A 24,860-nucleotide genomic window follows, 5' to 3' on the forward strand; every position below is an offset into this window, starting at 1 on the left:
TGCACTGGTCAGAAGGGAGCCCGGCTTCGGCTGCCGCAATGGCGATACGTTGGCTGATTGTCAAAAACGACCTCGCGCTGAAAGGGGCTGTGATGGTCCCTGAACACTAACGAGGAATCGCTTGCCGGAGGTTCCTAGGGCGTCCTAAAACCTTGTAGGAAACGTCTCTAAATGAGCCCTTGGACAATCATTAAACTGTCCACTCATAGGCCCTGGGGTCATGCGGAGGCTTGTGGGAGCGGGCGCGCCCGCGAACACGGGCGAAGCCCGTGCCATCCACCGCGTTGCCTGCTTCGCGGGCATGCCCGGTCCACAGCTACAGCGCAAGTCCAGGTCACACGCCAACCTGTGGGAGCGGATTCAGGCGCCATCACCGGCGTTGCCTGTGCCATCCACTTCAATGCCCGTTTTAATACAGCAGCCACCCAGCATCGCCCTCCTCCAGCACACCGCCATGATCCGTCCGGTCGCCTTTGCGCGCCACCGCGGCCCCTTCGATCAGAAAATGCTCGGCCCCACTCTCTATCACCGCGCCACAGGTGGTCCGGTCACCTACCCTGGCGACCGGCCTGCCGTTAAACGTATACGTAGCGCCGCTTTCTACTTGGTTGACCCCATGCAGCGGGCAATTGTGTTGGTGGCCGACGAGCACAACCGGGTTCATTGGAATTCTCCCTCGGAGGGTGCTGTACGGGATTCGCGATCTATGGCCTCCGGCCAATGAACCTTCGGCGCCAGGCAATGCATGTGGCTCAAGCCATCGTCATCGTTCCAGTCGCGGGGTGGGTGCACGAACTTCGGCAAGGCTTCGGGGCCTTGTTGCATGAACAGCCGGGCGATGGCCCAGTAGGCTTCACCCTTGTATAGGTTGGAGGCGAACTCCACGCGATCGATGACTTCGTTGGTTTCCGGGTTGCGGACAGACAGCTTGACGTTTTCGATAAAGCCGCCGTGGCCGGGAGCGTAGACGCGGTAAACTTCCGCGGTTACGTCGTCCCAGTTGTAGGCGACAGGTTTTACACCCCAGTGCTTACGGCTGAACAAGTAAACGTAGTGGTATCGGAATTGATAGAAATAGACCTTCCTTCGCAGACGATTAAAGCGAATGGGCTCGTCTCTTGGAAGCATCAAATCTAACTTCACAACCGAAAACACACCTCCAAACCAAACAATAGGCCCAATAATTAGTATAACGTACATCATCCATTCACGGGTCCAGCCATAACTCAAGACAGCCCAGTACAACCACAGCGTCAAACCAAAAAAGAACAGTAATACGGGAATGCCAAGCAAGGCCAGAACGCCACGCAACATTAGAGTGGACCTGGATAACTCCAGATAGACATCGTCAACATGGTTCGGCGACGGGCTGATATCCTCCAGATTTAAACTGGGGACTGTTTCTTCATCCACATGCGGCAAATCGCGGCTCCAGCCCAATTCGCGCCTCCATAAAACTCTTGACTCACGCTCAATCATTTTGCCTCCGGTTACATACCTCGGCATACGCACTGTCTATATTACGATCTGGCCAAAACATTACTAGTAATGTCGCTGCCACTACGGAGTGACTTCCTATCGTCGGCAGAAGCTCAACAACTCCAGAAATCTCTAGACTCGCCAACTCTTGATCACCCGCTGCCGCGATATGCAGTTTTTTATCAAAAGCGATATCACTTTTGTAGTCAGGAAGGCGCGGTGAAGAAAATTCAGAATATTTAGCCGATTTGGAAACAGCACTAAAAGAAGCATGGCGATCCTCACCAACAAGGATTTCCCCACCGGAAAACTCTGGAAAATCTCCATCACCATGACGATGCACTATCAAATTCCAGCTATACGCAGAGTCTTTTTTCCTATACCTAGGCAAGACGATCTGAAATTTCAGCTTATGCTCTACTTCTAATCCGACCAATCCACCTATCCGAGGAACAGTCGGATCGGTTATTAGGTTTGACTCAAAGTGCAGCTTGGCTTGCATGCCCAACGTTGCAGCATTGAGTTCGGCAAAAGCTATATCCGCATATTCTGGAGTATCCCAATGAATAATAGGCGTTTCATCTGCTTTTCCAAAGCAGCATCGCCTTGCCCAACGTTCCAGCAGGTCTGATTCATTTCTTTCAGCTTGCTTGCTCGCCGTATATGCTAACAGCACCAGTATCACAGCAATACCTAATGGGCCAAGCAGAGAAGAATTGAATACCGCTCCTGCAAAGAAAATGGCTCCGGTACCAAAAGTCGCCGCAGAGAAATAGAAATACGCCATCGCTACACTGTCACCCGCTGCCGTAGCGCGTTTAGCAGCTGAAATAGCCTGAGCGGCTTCGATAAACCCAGCAACAGAGCTTACTACCGCCCCCAGCCTTATTAAGGCCCCTCCAGTGGCTACGGTGGCTTTGGTCCACGTCCCCCCCGTTCGGCCAGCAGTTGACCTCAATACAAGTCCAACCACCTCAAGTTGCCCTCCCAACAGTCCCAATTGCGAACCTTGCAATGCCAATTTTGCTTCGTAAGCCTTCGGCCCAATCTCCGCTTCCGCTTTTTCCTGATTCCTGCTCAGGGTGTCATGCTGCAAATACAACCCACCTATAGCCAGCAGCAACTCCCAACTGCCTGCCACTCCACGCAAGCCGCGAAACCCAGTTCGCACCAACTCCGCCGCCTGCTGCGAAGTGATCTTCATCCTCTGGAACACTTTTCGCGCATCCGGCTCTAGCGTCCCCGCCGCCACCGAGATATCCACCAACGCCCGCTGCGCCAAGCTGCTCGCCTGGGTCACCTTCATGCTGGCTTCCTCAAACAATCGACCTTGCACATCCGCCGCGGTACCCTCGACCCATACCGACACACTGATCATGGTGTTGGTAAACCGCGGGTCGAGCACTGCCAGGCTCATCAGCCCGTGCTGAATGATCGGCCGCACCTTGTTCCATGCCTTGGTTGAATGGATGTTGATGTCATCGATGTTGCGATGCATCCGGTCCCTGGCCTCGGCAATCGAGGCATTGGCCTTGTGCTGCAATTCGCGTAGATGAGCACTCTGCAAGGCGTAGTACTCGCCCAGTTTCATCTTCACTTCCAGCTCGATCAGGTGCACGCCGTTGTAAAGGAACTGGGTTGCACTGTTCAGGTGCCGCACGGCGGTCTGAATGCCAGGTGGCAAATTGGGCGACAAGCGTTGGCTGGCGGCGTTGAGCGCGCCTTGGGTTTCGGCAATGGCCTGCTTCAAGGTATTGCGCATGCGCAAGCCGGCATCGTCGCTGGCGATGATCTTGCTCAGCATCGAGTAAAGCTTGTCGCTGTCATTCCAGTTGATGGTTTCGGCAGCTGAAAAGCTGGGAAGCAGGCCGGCCAACAACATACGGTCGCGCATCAGTAATGCGCGGTAGGGTGGGCTGTCTGGATCCTCTAGCCATTTCAGCCAGAGGGTTTCGCTGGTGCCGGCCGCAGCAGCCGCGCCAGGCACAATCGCCTCGGTAATGCCGCCACCCAGGCACAGCGCCATGGTCTTGGCATACGCCACGCCAGACTCACGATGATCGCTGTCGTAGTCGTACTGCTCGGCCACCTTGAACATGGGCGTGTCGAACAGCACGGCGTAAGCACGGGCGTCCTTGTCGATGTAGCGCTGAAACTCGGCTTCCTGCTGGTCATACCCGGCCTGGAACGCCGCCCGTTGCGGTTCGTGGTAGCGCTGTTCGAGTTTATCGTCGCTGTCCTTCATCGCTTGCTCGACCATACGCGGCCGCTCTACCGTCGGATCAATCGGTACAAACGGCCCTCTACCCGCCATCGGCTCCAGTGAAGGCACCTTCTGCGCTGCCCACTCCCGGTGCGTGGCGCGAATGGCCTGGAGGATCTGCGAAGTCTGCAATTGGTAGGCACGCATGGGGTCTTCACGCCAGACCTGGCGCTTCACCACCCAGCTCAGGCGCTGGTGGTTGAATTCCTGAATCAGGCCAACGGTATCGTCGAGCACCACCGCCAGCACGCCGTTCTCCAGCTTGTGCCGGTTCATCGCGTTGACCAGGTACCCCTTCAAGGCAAACCTACGTAGCTTGCGAGTGTGAAAGTCATGCGCACTGTCAAACGGCGAGCACCCATGCTGGGCGTACTCGAACACATCCTTGTCGACCTGCAGGTTATCCGGCGTCATGGCAATGCCCAGTAATTCTGGGTTGTTGCGGGCTTGCGTGAGGTCGACCCCCTCGAAGCGGTGCGCAGGCGCCTGGCCTTTCTTGTAGGCATTCAGCACGCTGACCGGCCAGGCATCGCTGGAGAAGGCCAGCCAGGCTGTGCCATACCGGTCGGTATCGATGTTCAGGAAGGCCGAAGGGATATCGTGGTTCTCATTCACACACTTTTCGGGCAGCGACGCGGGTAAGCCGTCTGACGGTTCGTAGGGATTGAAGCGGCGCAGGTGGCCCTGTTCGCTGACTTCGTAGGCCTGCCAGACCTGCTGGTCCAGCAGCACATACAGGTAACCCATGCGCAAGGTACGCAGGCCCATCTTGGCTGAAACGTGCAGGCTACCGGCGACGGTGGTGACGCAACCTGGGCGCGCATCCGGGACCAGGGCGCGGCGCAGCGGTAGTATCGGCAAACCTTGCCGCTCGCAGGCCATGCACTGGTCAGAAGGGAGCCCGGCTTCGGCTGTCGCAATGGCGATACGTTGACTGAGGGTCATAAGCGCCTCTCGTTTACTGGGAGGGGATCGATCAGGCGACGCCATTGCGCCTCGGAATAACGAGCGAGCATTGGGGCAAGAGGACGGCGATCGTTGACGGCTGCCTCAACCAGGCTGCGCACTGCAGCAACGGTATTCAGCTTGGGATGGATGCACAGGTGATGAAGAGCGAAAACCGTGATGTCCTCCTCTGCGCTCAGGCCCAACGCTCGTGCGTCGTCAATATGGTTGGATACACGCACGGCGGCTAATGGCGGTATCTGGCACTGGCTCGCGCCCTCCGAGCCCGCACGCAGCACTCTCCAGACAGCCAGCACGCGCTCGACCAACGCCACATCCTCCTGAATCCGCCGGGCAGGCTCCGGCAAAGAGTGCCGCGGTCCGCCCTGCCCTTTGAGGTGGGCCAACCTTCCACCGCTACTCAGGAACAACCAGCTGTTGATCGGCCACCACGGGCCATGCTCGACCTGCTTGAACGTTGCCGCGAGCAGCTCCAGGCGAACGGGTTCATAGACTGGGTAAAAGTTGAAGTGGCGCTTGGCATCGGGTATTTGGCACATGGCCGTGAGGTGGGCGGCTACCGTGGCCGGTGTTGCCTCGCTGAACAGCCAGCCACTCAAGTAGCGTCGGTGCTGGTGCAGCCCTCTGTACGCTGCTCGAGCCGTCAGCTCGAGCAAGTCACTGCGGGGAAAAGATCCGGGCGAGGCCAGGCAGGCCAATACCGGGTGCAGGTGAGGCGCATGGGCCAGATCGGCCCTGTGCACACGCGTCAACGCTGCTTCGCCCAACGTTTCGCGCAGTCGAGCAAGCAAGTTATGGTCGCTTCTAGCCGCAACCGCTAGTGGGTCTATCAGTACATGGCAATGCAAATGCGCCGCATGGTGCCCTTCAATGCTGCGGGCCAGGTTCTCGATATTCATGCCTTGACCTCGCACTTGTTACTGCCATCAGCCGTGAACTCAAGTGACTGGCTATTGCCATCCCCCTTCGCTACCGCCTTGGTCTGCCCCTGCAGATCGAGTGTCAAGCCGTTGATGGTAATGCCCTGTGCATCCAGCACGATGCTGCCGCCAGGGCTTCTGAACTCGATGCGTTCACTGGCCAGCAACTGGTAGACCGTCGTGCGTGTTTGCACCCCCTGCCCGACGCTGATCGATTGAGCCCCTTTGATCACAAGCTCGCTGTTGTTGCCGATGACAACCCGCTGGTTGGCGCCCGTTGACTCGCTGCGGTTGTTGCCCACTTGTTCGTTCAGGTCATGCTTGATGTTCACACGGCTGTTTTGCCCGATGACCTGGGTATGGTCGCGGGCCGTGTCCTGACGGAAGTTGTTGCCGATGGTCAGTTGCTCATCCTGGCCAACTTGCCCCACTCGATTGCGCCCAATAGTCGTGGTTTCGTCATTGCCCACCACATTGACCTGGTTCCTTTGGGCATGGATGAACACTTCCTCCTTGCCCAGTTCATCCTCGAAACGCAGTTCGTTAAAGCCATCGCCCTTATGGGTCTGGCTCTTGATGGTCATCCGCGTCTTGTGCTTGGGCAGGTCATACGGCGGCAGCTGATTGCCACAGTAGGTGCGCCCGGTGATCATCGGCTGGTCCGGATCGGCGTCGACGTACTGGATGATCACGTCCTGGCCGATGCGCGGAATGGCCATCGAACCCCAGCTGCCGCCGGCCCAGCCTTGCGACACGCGTACCCAGCAGGAACTGAACTCGTTGTCCTGGCTTTCCCGGTCCCAGGGGAAGCTGACCTTCACCCGGCCCCATTGGTCGCAGTAGATCTCCTCGCCCTTGGGCCCTACCACCGTCGCCATCTGCGGGCCGTCGATGCGCGGCTTGGGCAACGCCGCCGGGCGCCATTCGGTTCTGCCGGGCACCAGCACGGCTGCCTGCGTGTAGCGGGTGCCTTGCTGGGCACCCGCAGCCTCTTCCTGCAGGCTGGTGAACTGGGTGCCTTCATGGTGCATACGGGTTACCCGCCAATGCATGTTCAGGTCTTCGCGCGGGTGCCCGATCAGGGTGAAGCTCAGCCCCGGCTGCAGGCGCACGTCGTCGCCTTCCACCTCGGCCATGCGGGCGTCATGGCGCAAAGCTGTGATGCGGGTGGCGGTGAAGGGGGCGCCGACGGCCCCGCGCTTGTAGCGGCCGGGGTAGTCGAAGCGCTCGTACGTGGTGGACTGGTGCTTGAGGTCGCTGCCCTCGGCACGCTGCTCCTGGCGGTAGGCCGGGTGGGTGAAGGTGTAGTCGCGCTGCACCTGGCGCGCGGTACGTACCTGCTCGCTGTAACGCAGGCGGCGCAGGCAAGGCCTGGCCTGGTCGCCGCCGCTGTTGGCGTGGTACAGCACCTGGTTGGGGTCGGTGTCGTCGTCAAAGAAACCTTCGTCCTCGTCATCGCCCTTGATGGCGCCCTGGCTGATCTGCCCCAGCCCCAGCAGCCGGTCGGTGATCAGCAGCTTGTGCAGTTTTGGCGTGTGCTCGAAGCGGTAGACAAAACCCTCTTCGGCGGCCAGGCGGGCGATGAAGTCGAGGTCGGTTTCACCGGCCTGCACGCAGAACTCGCGCACCTCATGCTTGTCGATGCTTCTCAGCTCGTAGCCGGTGATGCCCTGGCGCTTGAGCATGATCTCGAGAATCTGTGGCACGGTTTTCTGCTGGAAGATGCGCCAGTTCGAGCGCAGCCCGGCGCGGGCCAGCACGGGTTCGACCAGGGCGCGGTAACGGGTGCGATGGAAGCCTGTTTCACCCTGACTGAAGGTGCTGACCAGGCCGTGCACGTAACGCAGCGGGCGCTCGCCGCGCCAGATCGTGAACAGCACCGGCTTGTCGAGCAACTGGCCAAAGTCGACATCGTCTTCGAAACTGACCAGTTCCAGCTTCAGCTGGAACGGCGTGCTGATGGCTTCGTCCAGTTCGAACGACACCACTTCGAATTCACTCCGGCCAGCCAGCGGCTGGAAGGTAAAGCGCAAATCGGATTGGCTTGGCATATGGCGGCCCCTGCTACTGCTGCAAAATCGCGTTGAGCGATTCCAGGACTTCGGCGGTGAGCAGGTCGAGGCGGTAGCTGTAGTAGCTGTAAGCGCAGACCATGGCGACGGCGGAGATCACCAGCGGGCTCCACCAGGGCCACTCCCAGCGTCGCGGGCGGTGGGGGCAATGAACGACGTTGCTGTAGGGGTCGCACACCTCTTGCGGCGTGGGGCCACGCAGTTCGCGGATGACCGTGTGCATGCGCGAGATCAAGGCGTTGATGATGTCTTCGCACTTGGGGTCCAGCGCATGCTTGCCCCTGAGGCCCAAGCAGAAGCAGAAGTACAGGAACTCCAGTACATCCTGGAACTCCCTGGGCGCCTGCATGACCCGTTCGAGCAGCACGAAGATCTTCTCGCCGCCCTGGGTTTCGTCGTGGAAGATGCTGAGCAGCGGCTCGTGGCTCCAGCACGAATTGTTGCCCCACGGGCGGCTCATCACGGCCTCGTCCAGGTACAGGCACAGGGCATAGGAATAGACTTCCTGGTGCACGATGGGGTACCCGTGCTGCTGGATTTCTTCGCGAATGTTGCTGACCTGGTTTTGCACGGTCTTGTGCACGTCGGCGAGGTTGGGCAGGTCATCCAGGGTACGCAGGCGAATGACCAGTCCGAACAGCGGGCTTGCCGCATCGAGCATCAGGTTTTCGAAGCCGCCACGCAGCTGGAAGTGCGGGTCGGCGGGGTAACCTTCGAAATCTGGGTCTCCTGCCCGCTGCCCCTGGTCAGCCGGATAGGGTGAATCAGTACCCTCCGGCACTTCGAGCATCGCGTAGACGCTGCTTTCTGATAGGTCATGGGCATCGATAGCGCCCCCGGATTTTACCGGAGGTAGATCGGATGGGCCGGGCATGAAGTGGTCCTTGTCTTCCAGCAAACTGAAGACATGAACACTATCGGGGAATCAATTCTCCAAGGAGTCTGGGGCTTCCCAAATGCTTGTAGGATCCTTCTCTGAATCAAGTTTCCAAACGTTTCCCTGGCAACATCCTGCTAAAGAATAGCGCCCTGAAAGAGCGGGTTTTCCGCTCCTGCAGGGATCGCACAACCCTTCCACAAGCGCGTCGCACTCAGCCAAAGAGCCTGGCCAGGCAGGCCAGTTTCTTCTTGTATGATCGCCGCGCCTCCAGCGCCTGCTCCAGGCTCACCGCCAGGAACCTTGCCTGCTGGTTGGGCTGCATCTGGCCGATCAGGTCGAGGTCGGCGCTGATCACCGTGCCGATCATGGCGTAGCCGCCACCCGACACCGCATCACGGTGCAGGATGATCGGCTCCAGCCCCGCTGGCACCTGGATCGAACCGATCGGATAGCAGCTATCGACGATGTTCGACGGGTCCGAGCCGGCACCGAACGGTTGCTCCCGCGGCTGGAAGCTCAAGGCGCTGCCGCCTTTGTAGCGATAGCCGATACGGTCCGCTTCGGATCCGACTGTCCAGGCCTGGGTGAAGAAGCTTTGCGCTGCGGCCTCGGTCAGGCGATGGAAGTACAGCCCCGGCACCACCCGCACCACCACCTCGCCGCCCAGGGCCTGGCGCAGGGCCATGGGCAGGCTCGCACCGGCGCGCGTCTTGCCGCTGGGCACACCGACCGGCAGCACGTCGCCTGCCATCAGCTTGCGCCCCTGGAACCCGCCCAACGCCCCCAGCGCGTAGGTTGAACGGCTGCCGAGCACCTCAGGTACATCAATGCCACCGGCAACGGCCAGGTAGGCACGGGCGCCCGCCGTGGGGAAACCGAAGCGCAACACCTGCCCTGCGCGCACGGTAAATGCCGTATCGGGGCGCTGCTCGCGGCCATCCAGCAAAGCGGGCATCTGTGCACCGCAGACCGCCACCAGCGCATCCTGCTGGAACTCCAGCTCCGGCCCCACCAGCGCACACTCAAGGGCTGCTGCGCCCGCCGGGTTGCCCACCAGGTGGTTGGCCGCGCGCAGGGCGTACTGGTCGAGTGCACCGGACGGCGGAATGCCCAGGTGGTAGTAGCCTTCACGGCCCAGGTCCTGCACCGAGGTGGCCAGGCCGGGTTTGAGTACCTTGATCATGCCAGTACCTCCTGCAGCGACTTGGGGTAACCGACCGGGTCGGCAAGGAAGGCATCCAGGGAGAACTCGACCGGGCGAATACGCAAGTCGAAACGGCCCTCTTCCACATCTGCCACTGCCTGGTCGTAGGCCCGGCGATCAATGGGCTTGAACTGCACGATGTCACCCGGGCGGAAAAACACCATGTGCGCCTTCAGGTAGTTGAGTGTTTGCCGAGGGTCGTAGATCGGTGCCGGGGTGACGCCGAACATCTGGTAGCCCCCTGCACCGCGCACCGAGTAGATGCAACCGAAGCAACCACCATGGCCCAGGGTGAGTTTGGGCGTGTCGGTACGCGGGCGCAGGTATTTAGGCACCTGCAACTGCCGCTCGCGCTCGACCATCTGGAACATGAACGGCAGGCCGGCGACGAAACCGACCATCGATACGAACCAGGGCGCGCCACTGTGGGCGGCAATGAAGGCGTCGACATCGGCCAGCCCATTAATGCGCGCCGCGTATTCCAGGTCGGTGCTGGCCGGGTCCTGGTGGCGGTCTCGGAAACGCATCAGGGTTTCATGGGTCCAGGGGTCGTTGTACAGCACCGGGATCTCGATGATCCGCGTCTGCAACGAGCGATCGGCCACAGCCTCGGCCTCGGCACCTTGCACCGCTTCAAGCAGCGCCTGCGGCGCGATGCGGTCGGGGTCGAAGCGGATCTGGAACGAGGCATTTGCCAGGCACACGTCCAGCACGCCATCCAGAGCCAGCCGTTCAACGGCGCGGGTGACGGCCATGCCCTTGAAAAAGGCTTCCAGCGACATGCTGTCGCTGACTTCGGCAAACAGGTGCTCGTCTGCGCCGAAGCTGTAGCGGATCGGGGTTGTAGCAAGCGGTTCGGCCATGACTGTTCCTTTTCTTGGAATCTTTATAGAAAGGCAGGCGAAAATAAAATACACGGGCTCCGGCTTGTGCCAGACGGATGCCTCACGGACTCAGCGTGGCGCGCGCACCACAATACCGGCCGCGTCCAGCGCCCTGCGCGTGGCCTCGACCAGGTCGAGAGCGCCGGGGGTGTCACTGTGCAGGCAGATGGAATCGAATTCGATGGCCAGGTCCTGCCCCTCGACCGTGCGCACCAGGCCCTGCTGGCACGCCCGCAACACGCGCTCGGCAACCGCGTTGGGCTCATGGCCCCGCACATTGCGGGTGAACACGATCGAGCCGCTCAGGTCGTACTCACGGTCGGCGTAGAACTCGCGAACCACCGGCTGGCCAAGCGCCTTGGCAATACGGCAGATCACCGAACCCGGCATGCAGTACAACAGCAGCTCCGGCTCTATCACCCGCAGGTTTTCCACCAGCAGGCGGGCAGCTTCCTCGTCACGCGCCAGGTGCATGTACAGGGCACCGTGCGGCTTGATGTGCTGCAGGCGTACCCCTTGGGCACGGGCAATTTCGCGCAGTGCACCCAGCTGGTAGAGCATGTCGTCGACCAGTTCCTGGGCTGGCGCGTTGATATGCCGGCGGCCAAAACCGACAAGGTCACGAAAGCCCGGGTGCGCACCCACCGCCACGCCCAGGGCCTTGGCCCGCTCGACGGTGCGGCGCATGGTGCCGGGGTCGCCGGCATGAAAACCCGTGGCGATGTTGGCCGTGCTTATGTAGCCCATCAGCTCATTGTCGACGCCGTCGCCAATGGTCCACGGACCAAATCCCTCACCCATGTCCGAGTTGAAATCCACCACCTGCATGACTGTCTCTCCTGGTGCTTGTGACTGCATGCAAGCCACGTTAGAGTCTCCTTACCCCCTTGGGAAGATCTATAAACAGATAGGGTGTCTTCGGAAAATCAGATACCTCAGGAGCCAACCGTGTCACTGACCCTGCGCCAGGTCCGCTACTTCGTTGCCACCGCCGAGATCGGCCAGATTTCCCAGGCAGCCATCCACCTGAACATCTCCCAGTCGGCGGTGACCACGGCAATCAAGGAACTGGAAGCCATGCTTGGCGTGCTGCTGTTCCAGCGCTCGGCCCAAGGCATGAGCCTGACCGAGGCCGGCCGGCACTTCCTGAACCGCGCCTACGTGATTCTGCGCAGTGTTGACGACGCACTGAACAGCCCGCTGCCGAACGTGCGCGCCAGCGGCCTGCTGCGCCTGGCGGCAAGCTACACAGTGATCGGCTACTTCCTCCCACACCACCTGCAGCGCCTGGAACACTGGCACCCGGATGTGACCCTGGAGCTGTACGAGCAGGAGCGCAGCGCCATCGAGCAAGGTTTGCTGGAGGGGCGTTTCGACATGGCGGTTGTGCTCACGGCCAACCTCACCCACCCCGACATCGTCTCCGAAACCCTGTTCAACTCCGAGCGCCGGCTGTGGCTGCCCGGCCACCACCCGCTGTGCGAGCGCTCGGCTGTAAGCCTGGCCGATGTGGCCTGCGAACCGTTCATCCTGCTGACCGTAGACGAGGCCGAGCAAAGCGCCATGCGTTATTGGGAACTGGCCGGGCAGCGCCCGAGCGTGCGGGTGCGGACCAGTTCGGTGGAAGCCGTGCGCAGCATGGTTGCCAATGGCAGTGGTGTGGCGATCTTGTCAGATCTGGTGCACAGGCCTTGGTCGCTGGAGGGCAAGCGCATCGAGACGGTGACCATCAGCGACCCGGTCACACCCATGAGTGTAGGGCTGGCCTGGCACCGTGAGCGGGCATTCAGCCCGGCGATGCAGGCCGTGCGTAATTACTTCCATGATGCGTTCCTGGCGCCCCAGCAGTTGTCCGCCCGGCGCTGAGGGGTACTGGCAGGGCCGGCCTCTTCGCGGGTAAACCCGCGAAGAGGCCATCACAGGTTTCAGCCGAACGATCAGGCCACAATGCCGTCATAACCTGAGCCGGTGCCGACACGCAAAGAGGACGCGAAATGACCCAGCCCGACCCGTCATACGTCAAATGGCTCGAAGACCGCGCCATGCTCAAGGCTTCCCAAGAGCGGGCCAGCCTGTATTCAGGGCAGTCACGCCTGTGGCAACAGCCCTACGCCGAAGCCCAGCCCCGCCGCGCCACTGAAATCGCCTCGGTCTGGTTGACCGTCTACCCCGACGCCATTATCGCCCCGCAAGACTGCTCCGTGCTCGGCGCGCTGGCCCACGAAGCGCTGTGGAAGCGCTTGTCGGAGATCGGCATTCAAGGCCTGCACACTGGCCCGATCAAGTTGTCCGGCGGCATCCGTGGCCGCGAACTCACCCCCAGCGTGGACGGTAACTTCGACCGCATCAGCTTCGATATCGACCCGCTGTACGGCAGCGAGCAGGAACTGGTGCAGATGAGCCGCATGGCCGCCGCGCACAATGCCGTGACCATCGACGACCTGATCCCCTCGCACACCGGCAAAGGTGCCGACTTCCGCTTGGCCGAGATGGCCCACGGGCCTTACCCGGGGCTGTACCACATGGTCGAAATCCGCGAAGAAGACTGGCCGCTGCTGCCAGAGGTGCCCAACGGCCGGGATTCGGTCAACCTGCTGCCGGCCCAGTGCGACGAGCTCAAAGCCCGCCATTACATCGTCGGTCAGTTACAACGGGTGATCTTCTTCGAGCCCGGTGTGAAGGAAACCGACTGGAGCGTCACGCCGCCCATCACCGGTGTCGATGGCAAAACCCGTCGTTGGGTCTACCTGCACTACTTCAAGGACGGCCAACCCTCGCTGAACTGGCTGGACCCAACCTTCGCCGCCCAGCAAATGATCATTGGTGATGCCCTGCACGCCCTGGACTGCCTGGGCGCGCGCGGCCTGCGCCTGGACGCCAACGGTTTTCTGGGCGTGGAAACGCGGGCCAGCGGCACCGCCTGGTCGGAAAGCCACCCCCTGTCGATCGTCGGCAACCAGTTGATCGGCGGCATGATCCGCAAGGCGGGCGGCTTCAGCTTCCAGGAACTGAACCTGACCCTGGACGACATCGCGCAGATGTCCAAGGGCGGGGCCGACCTGTCCTACGACTTCATCACCCGGCCGGCCTATCAGCATGCGCTGCTGACCGGTGACACTGAGTTCCTGCGCCTGATGCTCAAGGAAATGCACGCCTTCGGCATCGACCCGGCCTCGCTGATCCATGCCCTTCAAAACCACGACGAGCTGACCGTGGAACTGGTGCATTTCTGGACCCTACACGCCCACGACATGTACCTGTACAAGGGCCAGACCTTGCCAGGGAGTATTTTGCGTGAACATATCCGTGAAGAAATCTACGAACGGCTCTCGGGCGAGCACGCCCCCTACAACCTGCGCTTCGTGACCAACGGCATTGCCTGCACCACGGCCAGCCTGATCGCCGCGGCGTTGGGCATCCGCGACCTTGAGCAGATCGGCGCAGCCGAAATCGAGCTGATCCAGAAAGTGCATCTGCTGCTGGTCATGTACAACGCCATGCAGCCTGGGGTGGTCGCGCTGTCCGGCTGGGACTTGGTCGGCGCCCTGCCCTTGCCCGCCGAAGCGGTCGCGCAACGGATGCTGGATGGCGATACCCGCTGGATTCACCGAGGCGGTTACGATCTGGCCGGGCTCGCCCCACAGGCCGAGGAATCAGTGCGTGGAATGCCGCGGGCCCAGGCATTGTATGGCAGCCTCGACAGCCAGCTGGACCGTGGTGATTCGTTTGCCTGCAAGGTGAAGAAACTGCTGGCAGTGCGACAGGCCTATGGCATCGCCACCAGCCGCCAGGTGCTGGTACCTGAAGTCAGCAGTCCAGGGTTGCTGGTGATGGTTCATGAACTGCCATCCGGGCGCGGTATCCAGATCAGTGCGCTGAATTTTGGCCAGGAAGTAATTGCCGAGGAATTGCAGTTGACCGGGTTCACGCCGGGGCCGGTAGTGGACATGATCAACGAAACGGTCGAAGGGGACCTGACCGAGGACGGACGACTGCTGGTGAACCTGGACCCGTACGAGGCTCTGTGCCTGCGAATCGTCAACAGCAGTGGACATGTGTAAATGGCGCCGGGCTAAGGCGGTGCAGCAGCAGAGGGGCAGGTCGGTCTTGCATTTACAACGCTACGGGCATAGCGTTCGGGAGATTTCTTTTCCGTGCCCAGGAGCAACACCATGTACACCGGCATCGTCCAGGCCGTTCGCCCTCTGCTTGATGTGACCACATACCCGGGCCACAACCAGTTCACCATCGACCTCACACCGGAGCTGCTCGACGAGCTGAAGATCGGCGCCAGCGTCAGTGTCGAAGGCACCTGCCTGTCGGTCACCGAAATCGCCGGCACCCAAGTCAGGTTCGACGCCATGACCGCCACTCTCGAACGCACCAACCTACGCTTCTTCAAGGCGGGCCAGGGGGTCAACATTGAACGTTCGGCGAAAATGAACGCCGAAGTCGGTGGCCACCTGATGGCCGGCCATATCGCCACCACCGCCGAAATCGTCGAACTGTCGATCAAGGAAACCGGCGCCTTCATCAAGTTCCGCATGCCCCCGGAATGGGGCAAGTACGTGTTCCCACGCGGTTTCATCGGGGTCAATGGCTGCAGCCTGACCGTCGCCGATGTCGACGACAACGTCATCACCATCAACCTGATCCCGGAAACCCTGCGCCAGACCACTTTTGCCAGCTACAAGGCCGGCGATCAGCTCAATATCGAGGTCGATCACCAGACCATGGTGCTGGTTGATGTGGTAGAACGCACCATCAAAGGCACCCTGGCCCGCGAAAAACTGCTGCCCTGAGGCCTGCCCATGCTGCCTAACGCCCTCCCCGCGCGCACGGCCAGGCGGCTACGCCTGCAAGTGTTGCGTGGCCGTGTCGGCCTTGGCCTGGTTGCTGGTTTGTCGGTGCTGGCTGGCATGACCGATGCCATCGGCCTGCTGGCGCTGGGTGACTTCGTGTCGTTCATGAGTGGCAATACCACACGCCTGGCCGTGGCCATCAGTGAGGCAGACCTTGCCCTGGTGCTGCGCCTGAGTGGCGCGATACTGGGCTTCGTCGCTGGCAATGCGCTGGGCGTGCTGCTGGCCCGTGGCTTGCGCCGCCGGGCCTGGCCCGTGTTGCTGATGGTTGCGGTACTGCTGGCGTTCGCAGCGGCGTGGCCGGCGGCGGCCACCTTCCCGGCATTGTTGGCCGCCACACTGGCCATGGGCATGATCAATGCCGTGGTTGAACAGGTGAACGGCCTGCCCATCGGCCTGACTTACGTCACCGGCGCCCTGTCCCGCTTCGGCCGTGGCCTGGGGCGTTGGCTGATGGGCGAGCGGCGCAATGGCTGGCGGGTGCAGCTGGTGCCCTGGGCCGGCATGCTGCTGGGCGCCGCGTTGGGCGCCTGGCTGCAACAGCGCCTGGGCCTGCAGGCACTGGCTGGCAGCTGCGCGCTGGCCTGCGTGCTGGCCCTGGTGTCGCGGTTCATCCCACGCGGCTGGCAGCGTGGCTACATGCCGCGCTGATCAATCGATGCGCGGGTGCTGCTGTGCCAGCGTCTCGCGCTTGGCTTCCAGCTCGGCAATCTGCGCATCGATGTCCTCGATCTTCTGCTCGATGTTGTCGTGGTGCTCCTGCAACAGCTCACGCGCTTCTTCGATGTCCGACGCCGCCGGTGCCGCGCCGCGCAGCGGCTTGTTGGCGGTTTCCTTCATGGTCAGCCCGGTCAGCAGGCCAATAGCGGCGATCACCATCAGGTAGTAGGCCGGCATGTACAGGTCGCCCGTGCTCTCCACCAGCCAGGCAGCGAGGGTCGGGGTAAGCCCGGCGATCAACACCGAAATGTTGAAAGCGGCTGCCAAGGCGCTGTAGCGGATGTGCGTAGGGAACATTGCCGGCAGCGTCGAGGCCATCACACCGATGAAGAAGTTCAGCAGCACGGCGATGATCAGGAGCCCGGCAAAAATCACCCCCAGCACGCCGCTGTTGATCAGCATGAACGCCGGAATGGCCAGGGCGAACAGGCCGACGCTGCCGACGATGATGAACGGCCGGCGGCCGAACTTGTCGCTGAGCAGGCCGATCACCGGCTGCACGAACAGCATGCCGACCATGATCGCAATGATGATCAGCACGCCATGGTCTTCGCTGTAATGCAGGTTGTGCGACAGGTAGCTGGGCATGTAGGTGAGCAGCATGTAGTAGGTGACGTTGGTGGCAATCACCACGCCGATGCAAGTCACCAGGCTGCGCCAGTGCTGTGTGGCCACTTCCTTGAACGACACCTTGGGCCCGGAGGCCAGGCCTTCGCGGTCGCCCTGCTCCAGCTTGTCGACATGCTGCTGAAACGCGGGTGTTTCTTCCAGCGCATGGCGCAAGTAAAGGCCGATGATGCCCAACGGCAGGGCCAGGAAGAACGGCAGGCGCCAGCCCCATTCAAGGAACTTTTCTTCGCCCAGAATGGTGGAAATCAGCACCACCACGCCCGCGCCTAGCACAAAGCCGGCAATCGAGCCGAAGTCCAGCCAGCTACCGAGAAAACCGCGTTTGCGGTCGGGGGCGTATTCGGCCACGAAGATCGAGGCGCCGGTGTACTCGCCGCCCACCGAAAAGCCCTGGGCCATCTTGGCCAGCAACAACAGGATCGGTGCCCAGATGCCGATGCTGGCATAGGACGGAATCAGGCCGATGGCGAAGGTGCTGAGCGACATGATGACGATGGTCGCCGCGAGGATTTTCTGCCGCCCGAACTTGTCGCCCAAGGCGCCGAAGAACAGCCCACCCAATGGCCGGATCAGGAACGGCACCGAGAAGGTGGCCAGCGCCGCAATCATCTGCACGCTGGGGTCGGCGTTGGGGAAAAACACCTTGCCCAGGGCATAAGCCACGAAGCCGTAGACGCCAAAGTCGAACCACTCCATCGCATTGCCCAGTGCGGCAGCGGTGATCGCCTTTTTCATCTTGGCGTCGTCGACGATGGTGATGTCCTTCAGGCCGATTGGCTGGACTTTTTTCTTGCGAGGTTTCATACCCGTATCCCTGTCGATGAATGCTCTAAGGGATCAGATACAACGGGACACTAAATAATTCAGCGCTTAATGATTTTTTGTGTGTTTGCGCGGCATCACCGACAGCGCACAAAGAAAAGCCGCTGCAACTGCAGCGGCTTGTTTTACCGAAGGCCTGGCCTCAGATACCTTCGCGCGCCAGGTCCATGGCGAAGTAGGTCAGGATCAGGTCGGCACCGGCACGCTTGATCGCGCCGATGCTTTCACGCACCACCCGGCCTTCATCGATGGCGCCCGCAAGGCCGCCGAACTTGATCATCGCGTACTCGCCACTCACCTGGTACGCCGCCAACGGCAGGCGCGAGGCAGCGCGGATGTCGGCGATCACGTCAAGGTAGGCGCCCGCTGGCTTGACCATCAGCACATCCGCACCCTCCTGCTCGTCCAGCAGCGATTCGCGCACGGCTTCGCGGCGGTTCATCGGGTTCATCTGGTAGCTCTTGCGGTCGCCCTTCAGCGTGGTACCGCCGGCTTCACGGAACGGACCATACAGCGACGAGGCGAACTTGGTGGAGTAGGCCATGATCGCGGTGTCGTGGAAACCGGCACCATCCAGCGCGCTACGGATGGCCTGTACCTGGCCGTCCATTGCCGCCGACGGGGCGATGAAGTCGGCACCGGCAGCGGCGGCAATGACCGCCTGTCTGCCCAGGTTGGCCAGGGTGGCGTCGTTGTCCACGCCATGGTCATGCAGCACGCCGCAGTGGCCGTGGCTGGTGTATTCGCAGAAGCAGGTGTCGGACATCACCACCATTTCCGGCACGGTGTCCTTGCAGATGCGCGACATGCGCGCAACCAGGCCGTTTTCGTTCCAGGTGTCGCTGCCGGTGGCGTCCAGGTTGTGCGACACGCCAAAGGTCATCACCGACTTGATACCGGCACGGGCATAACGCTCGATTTCCTGGGCCAGCAGCTTCTCGGGGATGCGGTTGACCCCAGGCATGCTGGAGATCGGCACGAAGTCATCGATGCCCTCTTCGACGAAGATCGGCAGGATCAGGTCTTCCAGGCGGAATTCGGTTTCCTGGAAGATCGTGCGCAGGGACTCGTTCTGGCGCAGGCGGCGTGGACGAACGGACGGGAATTGGTTGGACATGACAGCTCCAGGGCATTTTGAACGGCGTATACCTTATGCCTGTCGCGCGCCAGTGAAAAGGCTAAATGACGAGATTGTGTCTTGCGTCAATGGTAACGGCCGGGTTTGCCTGTGCCGGCCCCTTCGCGGGTGAACCCGCTCACGCAGAGACAGCACAGCTTCGGGAAAGCCCCACAAAGATGTGAGGCGCCTGCAACAGCTTATTGCAACCAGGGCGGCGTGGGCTCCTCTGCCTTGACCGCGCCATGCTCGGCCTCGTCACGCGCTGCACGGCGGCGTGCGTCATCCAGACGGGCGGCGTCGATCTCCCGCATCACCCCGGACACGTCAGCTTCATGTTCGTCATCTGCGAACACCCCAGTCAACGGGCTGTCGGGCAGCAGGTCACCGGCCTCGAACAGCGCCCACATCTCCTGCGCATACCGGGTGCTTTTCAGCTCCGGGGCAAAGCGCCCGAAATAATGGGCCATGTTGTCCACATCGCGCTGCAGCATGCTGAAGGCGTGGTTGTTGGCGGCTGCATCCACGGCCTGCGGCAAGTCGATGATCACAGGGCCGTCCGGGCCGAGCAGCACGTTGAACTCGGACAGGTCACCATGCACCAGCCCCGCACAAAGCATCAGGACGATCTGGCGAATGACAAAGGCATGGAACGTGCGGGCATCCTCGGCTTCCAGGTGCACGTCGTTCAGGCGTGGGGCGGCGTCGCCATCGGCATCGGTCACCAACTCCATCAACAGCACGCCGTCCTGGAAGTCGTAGGGCTTCGGTACCCTCACACCCGCGCTGGCCAGGCGGAATAATGCCGCAACTTCGGCGTTCTGCCAGGCATCTTCGGCTTCTTTACGGCCGAACTTGCTGCCCTTGGCCATGGCCCGGGCCTGTCGGCTATTGCGCACCTTGCGGCCTTCCTGGTATTCGGCAGCCTGGCGGAAACTGCGCTTGTTGGCTTCTTTATAGACCTTGGCGCAGCGCACCTGGTTGCCGCAGCGCACCACGTACACGGCGGCCTCCTTGCCACTCATCAGCGGCCGCAGTACTTCGTCGACCAGGCCGTCTTCGATCAGGGGTTCGATTCTTTTGGGTGTCTTCATCAGGCTGTGTTCGGGGTCCTGGCTGTGATGGTCGACATCCTCTCACAGCCGGGGACGACTTGCTCGTCTGTCTTCAGCCAGGCTGATCAGGCGCCCTGCCCTAAGCTGTTGATCGGCACCCCACGCGCCCGCCGGCGCGTGACCAGCAAGCCGGAACACACCACCAACACAGCCAGCACCATGGTCGACACCACTTCCAGGCGATGGTCTGGACGCAGCAGCATCACGACCAGCACGCTGCAGATGAATACGATCACGCCCCAGGTGAGCCACGGGAACAGCCACATGCGGTAACCCAGGGTCTTGCCCTGTGCGGTCAGGCGCTGGCGCAGGCGCAGCTGGGAAATCGCGATAACCAGGTACACCAGCAAGGCAATGGCCCCCGAGCTGGCCATGAGGAAGCCGAACACCTTGGCCGGCACCAGGTAATTGGCGATCACGGCCAAAAATGCCGCGCCAGTGGATAGCAGTACCGCTACCACAGGGGTGCCACTGCGGCTGGTCACCTGGGCGCAAGCCGGTGCATCACCGCGGCGGCTCAGCGAGTAGACCATGCGCGAAGCGGTATACAGCGACGAGTTCAGGCAGCTGGTCACCGAAGTCAACACCACAAAATCGATGATGGCTTTGGCATTCGCCACGCCCAGGGTATCCAGCACCGTGACATAGGAACCTTCGGTCGCCAGGCGCGGGTCAGTCCAGGGCACAAGCGCGATGACGATGAATATCGACAGGATGTAGAACAAGGTAATCCGCCAGATCACCGAATTGGTTGCCTTGGAAATATGCTTGCCCGCATCAGAGGATTCGGCTGCGGCAATGGTCACCACCTCGGCGCCGAGGAACGAGAACATGGTGATCAGCATGGCGCTCAGCACCGCACCGAAACCATTGGGCATGAAACCGCCGGTATCCCACAGGCGCGAAACACCACTGACACCGGAACCGGGCAGCAGGCCAAAAATGGCGCACACACCCAGTGCAATGAACGCGACAATCGCCACCACTCTTACCAGTGCCAGCCAGAATTCGAACTCACCGTAGTTCTTCACGCTGAACAGGTTGGTGGCGGTCAGCAACAAGGTAATCACCAACGACAGCACCCAGATCTCCATCTGTGGAACCCAGGAATTGATGATGGTGGCGGCAATATTGGCTTCGATGGGAATGATCAGTACCCAGAACCACCAGTACAGCCAACCGATGGTATAACCCGCCCACTTGCCGATGGCGAGGTCGGCATAGGTGGAAAACGAACCGGTATCCGGCGAAGCAACCGCCATTTCGGCCAGCATGCGCATCACCAGCACCACCAGGCCGCCGGCCAGGATGTAGGCCAGGATGGTGGCCGGCCCTGCTTCAGCAATGGCACGACCAGAGCCGACGAACAGGCCGGCGCCGATCACACCGGCAATGGACAGCATGGTGACATGCCGTGATTTCAATCCATGACTCAAATTGTTCTTGTGGGTTTGCATGGCACTACCTTGTTGTTTTTGTCATGCCCACGCTGGGGCCGCCGGCTGCACGGTCGCCGACGCAGGCGCGAAAAAGCCCGCCCTGCCCTGAATGGTTAGCAGGGCAGTACGGGTTGAGTAAAAGGAAACCGCAGAACCTGTTACCGCGTTGTCAGCTGGCCGCCCGCCGGCTGGCCGCCAGGTCCGCCTTGGGGACGCTGCCACCCGCGAGGGTGACCTGCTCACACACCTTGTCGACGATGTAGGCGCCGATCGGGATGGCCGAGGTGGCCGCCGGCGACGGTGCGTTGCACACGTTGACGCTGCGCGCGGTGTTGACGAACAGGAAGTCGTCGATCAGCTTGCCGTCGCGCGACACCGCCTGGGCGCGTACGCCGGCCGGGTAAGGCGTGAGGTCGGCCTTGGTGATGCTCGGGCAGTACTTCTGCACCTGCTTGAGATAGCCGCCCTTGAACAGTGAGTTTTTCATCTCGATCAGGCCCGGGCGGAAGTTCTTCGCCAGCACCTTGAGAATGCCGGGGGTGGTCAGGGTCTGGAACAGGTCGCCGGCGCTGACGTCGGTCTTGCGGTAGCCCTCGCGCTTCATCGCCAGTACGGCGTTGGGGCCAACCGTGACGGTGCCGTCGATCATGCGGGTCAGGTGCACGCCCAAAAACGGCATCGACGGGTCGGGAATCGGGTAGATCAGGTGGTTGACGATCTGGTTGTGCTGCTTGGGCAGCAAGTAGTACTCCCCCCGGAACGGGCAGATGACAAACTCTGTGCGCAGGCCCAGCATGCTGACCACGCGGTCGGCCATCAGGCCCGAACAGGTCACCAGGAAACGGCTACGGAACTCGTCGCGCTGTGTGCGCACGATCACTTCGCTGGCCTGCTCCTGCAGGCCGACCACCTCTGCCCCATAGCGGATTTCGCCGCCGGCACGCTGGAATTCAGCGCCCATTGCAGCAGTCACTTTGGCGTAGTTGACGATGCCGCTGGACGGCACGAAGATGCCACCCATCCCCACGATATTGGGCTCGCGCTCGCGCAGTTCGTCGGCCGACAGCCAGTGGCGCTCCAGGCCGTTGGCCGCGGTACGCTCCCACAGCGCCTTCATGCGTTGCATTTCCAGCTCGTTGGTGGCTACCAGCAGCTTGCCGCACTCATCGAAGGGGATGCCGTGCTGGGTGCAGAAGGCCTTTGTGGCCTTGTTGCCTTCCAGGCAGAAGCGCGCCTTGAGGCTGCCTGGGGTGTAGTACACGCCAGCGTGGATCACGCCGCTGTTGTGACCGGTCTGGTGGCGGGCCGGGCCGGACTCCTTCTCAAGCAGAAGAATCTTCGCGTCCGGGTAGACCTTGATCAGGTGCATGGCCGTGGACATGCCCACAATGCCACCGCCAATAATGATGAAATCGTACACAGCCTTACCTCACACGCAGGCATTGCCTGGCTCGCTCACCAAGGCCCGCTCGGGCCCTGGTGGCATCATGTTGTGCGACGACGCATGGGCGGGCGCCCGCCCTGCGCCCTGTCATTATTGCCCGCGCTGGTACAGCGGTTTGGGGAAGGCGACGTAACCACGCTGGCGCATCAGTTCACGGCGCAGGCCCTCGTGCGGGGTGAAGCGGTCGCGACCATGCAGCCAGAACAGGTTGTTGATCAGCAGGAAGCTGCCCACGCCCACCGGTACCGACACCTTCTTCCCGCTGCCTTCCAGCGAATCGGACAGGGCGTTCAGCCAGATGCCTTCCTCGTAGTTTTCCGGCTGCACGAACTGGTCAATGTAGCGCATGGTCGGGCGGCCTTCGCCATCGGTGTCGAAAACGGAGTGGAACACATCTTCGGCGACCTTCTTGCTCGGTGGTGCGGTCCAGCGCATTTCGCGGCGGGCCATCGGGTGGCGGAAGAACTCCTCGCACTGCTCCCAGTCATCCAGGTGCAGCAGCAGCGAGTTGCCGCCTTCCATGTTCTTTTCGTCGATCTTCAGCATCAGCACGTAATCGGTAATCTGGTTAACGAAAGTGCCGTCGTTGTGCAGTTCCATCACCCGATGCGGCTGGCGCAGGTAGCTGTCGGAGTTGTCGGAGTTGACCACCACGAAGCGCGCATAGAACTGCCCACTCATGGCGTCGTAGTTGGAACGGCCGATCAGGTGTGCGCAGGCGGTAGTGAACTTGACCATGTCTTCGGCCTGGCTCACGTCATCCAGGCCCAGCGGGGTAATCAGCATGCCGCCGGTGGCGCGATCGAGGATGGTGTTGAGCAGCACAGGGCGCAGGGTGCCTTGGCACAGCTGGTCAAGGATTTCACCCAGCCGGAAACGCAGGAACGATTTGTACTCCAACGCCTGCACCGGCCACTCGGCAACAGCCTGGACGAACGCTTCGACGGTTTCAGGGGCGAAGGTCAGTTCAAGCAGGCGCGGCGACTGTTTCGAAGGGGCAATGGTGTAACCACGCGGCTCGAGCGGCAGTGGCATCACAAGTTCTTCGATCTGCGTAAAAGCGTTCATGGCAGTGTCCTGGCAGAAAAAGTGGAGAGCGCCGTCCGGTCATGACCTGGATCAGTGCGGGCGAGGTAAAAATATCGCCACTAACTGAAAATGTCTACATTTTTGTATTTGGGCGACAATTTAGTTTTTTATCCATTGTTTTTCGTCAGCAGGCGGTTTCGGTATGATCGGCAAAACGTATTGAGGAACAGGATCTTGGAAGCGCTCGCCCCCCGACAAAACTCAGCTTTCAGCGGGTATGAGAGGCTCAAGAAGGACATCATCCGGGGCGTGTTCAAGCCCGGTGAAAAACTGTTGATGAGCGCCCTGAAGGAACGCTACGACCTGGGCGTGGGCCCGCTGCGCGAAGCACTGTCGCAACTGGTGGCCGAGCACCTGGTCAACGCGATCAGCCAGAAAGGCTACCGCGTGGCGCCCATGTCACTGGACGAGATGAACGACATCTACGATGCCCGCGCCAACGTGGAAGCGATGATCATCGCCTTGGCCATCGAGCGCGGCGACGACGCCTGGGAGGCGTCAGTGCTGGCCCACTCGCATACCCTGGCCAAGGTGGTGGAAGTGAAAACCCGCGAGCAGCGCCTGGATGTGTGGGACGAGCGGCACAAGGCGTTTCATACCGCCATTGCCTCGGGCTGTGGCTCCAAGCACCTGCTTCAGGCGCGCACTTACCTGTTCGACCAGGCCGAGCGCTACCGCCACCTGTGGCTGACGCAGACGGTGTTCTCCGAACAGGCCCTTGAGCTCAAGCGCCAGGAGCATGCGGCGCTGGTCGAGGTGATCCTCGCCCGTGACGCCAAACGCGCCAGCGCCATGATGCGCTCGCACCTGATGACCCCGGTGCCGATCATTGCGCAGATCATGCATGCCGAAGGTATCGGAGCCCGCTGAAACACCGCGCCGCTTGCTTCGCGGGTGAACCGGCCAGTGCAGGTAAAAGACGCTAGATGAATTTTTCTTAAATCGCCGGTTGTC

20 protein-coding genes are annotated in these 24,860 nt (G+C 61.3%); 5 read left to right on the forward strand and 15 right to left on the reverse strand.

Translation table 11 applies throughout. The features are described 5' to 3' along the window. Positions 1-409: 409 nt before the first annotated feature. The 9 genes from SB765_RS14495 to SB765_RS14535 form a co-directional block, all read right to left on the reverse strand. Positions 410-664 carry a PAAR domain-containing protein gene (locus SB765_RS14495; protein ID WP_410931493.1) on the reverse strand — a complete coding sequence of 85 codons (255 nt, stop codon included), beginning with the start codon at positions 662-664 and terminating at the stop codon, positions 410-412. Further along, positions 661-1,479 (reverse strand): DUF6708 domain-containing protein, encoded by an 819-nt coding sequence (locus SB765_RS14500; RefSeq protein WP_410931494.1) that lies wholly within the window; start codon positions 1,477-1,479, stop codon positions 661-663. The genes SB765_RS14495 and SB765_RS14500 overlap by 4 nt, the downstream gene beginning before the upstream one ends. After that, the gene (locus tag SB765_RS14505; protein ID WP_410931495.1) at positions 1,472-4,687 is read right to left on the reverse strand and encodes a T6SS effector BTH_I2691 family protein; all 3,216 of its coding nucleotides are present in this window, start codon (positions 4,685-4,687) and stop codon (positions 1,472-1,474) included. Before SB765_RS14505 ends, SB765_RS14500 begins: the two co-directional genes overlap by 8 nt. Continuing rightward, entirely contained in the window at positions 4,684-5,607 is a 924-nt protein-coding gene (locus tag SB765_RS14510) for a hypothetical protein (RefSeq protein WP_410931496.1), read from the reverse strand. Before SB765_RS14510 ends, SB765_RS14505 begins: the two co-directional genes overlap by 4 nt. Continuing rightward, the gene (locus SB765_RS14515; protein ID WP_410931497.1) at positions 5,604-7,679 is read right to left on the reverse strand and encodes a type VI secretion system Vgr family protein; all 2,076 of its coding nucleotides are present in this window, start codon (positions 7,677-7,679) and stop codon (positions 5,604-5,606) included. The genes SB765_RS14510 and SB765_RS14515 overlap by 4 nt, the downstream gene beginning before the upstream one ends. A 13-nt stretch (positions 7,680-7,692) precedes the next feature. Then, positions 7,693-8,574 (reverse strand): type IVB secretion system protein IcmH/DotU, encoded by an 882-nt coding sequence (gene icmH, locus SB765_RS14520; protein ID WP_341795739.1) that lies wholly within the window; start codon positions 8,572-8,574, stop codon positions 7,693-7,695. A gap of 217 nt (positions 8,575-8,791) precedes the next feature. After that, positions 8,792-9,763 carry a biotin-dependent carboxyltransferase family protein gene (locus SB765_RS14525; RefSeq protein ID WP_063423560.1) on the reverse strand — a complete coding sequence of 324 codons (972 nt, stop codon included), beginning with the start codon at positions 9,761-9,763 and terminating at the stop codon, positions 8,792-8,794. Continuing rightward, positions 9,760-10,647 carry a 5-oxoprolinase subunit B family protein gene (locus SB765_RS14530; protein ID WP_410910635.1) on the reverse strand — a complete coding sequence of 296 codons (888 nt, stop codon included), beginning with the start codon at positions 10,645-10,647 and terminating at the stop codon, positions 9,760-9,762. Before SB765_RS14530 ends, SB765_RS14525 begins: the two co-directional genes overlap by 4 nt. A gap of 90 nt (positions 10,648-10,737) precedes the next feature. Beyond that, positions 10,738-11,496, reverse strand: coding sequence for a 5-oxoprolinase subunit PxpA (locus SB765_RS14535; RefSeq protein ID WP_341795741.1), 759 nt, complete (start codon positions 11,494-11,496; stop codon positions 10,738-10,740). 120 nt (positions 11,497-11,616) lie between these two features. Here SB765_RS14535 and SB765_RS14540 point away from each other — a divergent pair, with 120 nt between their 5' ends. From SB765_RS14540 to SB765_RS14555, 4 genes are all read left to right on the forward strand, one after another. Beyond that, a complete protein-coding gene (locus tag SB765_RS14540) occupies positions 11,617-12,534 on the forward strand; it encodes a LysR family transcriptional regulator (protein ID WP_063423564.1) in 918 nt (305 codons plus the stop codon). 128 nt (positions 12,535-12,662) lie between these two features. Then, on the forward strand, positions 12,663-14,729 hold the full coding sequence (gene treS, locus SB765_RS14545; RefSeq protein ID WP_410931498.1) for a maltose alpha-D-glucosyltransferase: 2,067 nt from the start codon (positions 12,663-12,665) through the stop codon (positions 14,727-14,729). A 111-nt stretch (positions 14,730-14,840) separates the two neighbouring features. Further along, positions 14,841-15,470 carry a riboflavin synthase subunit alpha gene (locus SB765_RS14550; protein ID WP_095115087.1) on the forward strand — a complete coding sequence of 210 codons (630 nt, stop codon included), beginning with the start codon at positions 14,841-14,843 and terminating at the stop codon, positions 15,468-15,470. A 9-nt stretch (positions 15,471-15,479) separates the two neighbouring features. Continuing rightward, positions 15,480-16,181, forward strand: coding sequence for a YoaK family protein (locus SB765_RS14555; protein WP_410910633.1), 702 nt, complete (start codon positions 15,480-15,482; stop codon positions 16,179-16,181). On the opposite strand, the gene proP is transcribed toward SB765_RS14555, so the two are convergent. The 6 genes from proP to glaH all read right to left on the reverse strand — a co-directional run bounded on the left by proP (position 16,182) and on the right by glaH (position 23,885). Further along, positions 16,182-17,684: a glycine betaine/L-proline transporter ProP gene (gene proP / locus SB765_RS14560; protein WP_341795745.1), complete on the reverse strand. Its 1,503-nt coding sequence runs from the start codon at positions 17,682-17,684 to the stop codon at positions 16,182-16,184. A 160-nt stretch (positions 17,685-17,844) separates the two neighbouring features. Then, positions 17,845-18,819, reverse strand: a complete 975-nt coding sequence (gene hemB / locus SB765_RS14565) for a porphobilinogen synthase (RefSeq protein WP_016499972.1) — start codon at positions 18,817-18,819, stop codon at positions 17,845-17,847. A 200-nt stretch (positions 18,820-19,019) separates the two neighbouring features. Beyond that, positions 19,020-19,913 carry a PA4780 family RIO1-like protein kinase gene (locus SB765_RS14570; RefSeq protein ID WP_049272934.1) on the reverse strand — a complete coding sequence of 298 codons (894 nt, stop codon included), beginning with the start codon at positions 19,911-19,913 and terminating at the stop codon, positions 19,020-19,022. A gap of 86 nt (positions 19,914-19,999) precedes the next feature. Beyond that, positions 20,000-21,391 (reverse strand): GABA permease, encoded by a 1,392-nt coding sequence (gabP, locus tag SB765_RS14575; protein ID WP_410931499.1) that lies wholly within the window; start codon positions 21,389-21,391, stop codon positions 20,000-20,002. Between the two features lie 151 nt (positions 21,392-21,542). Then, complete coding sequence (gene lhgO, locus SB765_RS14580) at positions 21,543-22,793, reverse strand: L-2-hydroxyglutarate oxidase (protein WP_341795747.1); 1,251 nt, start codon at positions 22,791-22,793, stop codon at positions 21,543-21,545. A gap of 114 nt (positions 22,794-22,907) precedes the next feature. After that, positions 22,908-23,885, reverse strand: coding sequence for a glutarate dioxygenase GlaH (glaH, locus tag SB765_RS14585; RefSeq protein WP_016499976.1), 978 nt, complete (start codon positions 23,883-23,885; stop codon positions 22,908-22,910). 195 nt (positions 23,886-24,080) lie between these two features. On the opposite strand from glaH, the gene csiR reads away from it, so the two are divergent. Further along, the gene (gene csiR / locus SB765_RS14590; protein ID WP_341795748.1) at positions 24,081-24,776 is read left to right on the forward strand and encodes a DNA-binding transcriptional regulator CsiR; all 696 of its coding nucleotides are present in this window, start codon (positions 24,081-24,083) and stop codon (positions 24,774-24,776) included. Positions 24,777-24,860 lie beyond the last annotated feature (84 nt).

It is taken from the genome of Pseudomonas sp. SIMBA_067, assembly GCF_046534675.1.
GTDB lineage: Bacteria > Pseudomonadota > Gammaproteobacteria > Pseudomonadales > Pseudomonadaceae > Aquipseudomonas > Aquipseudomonas putida.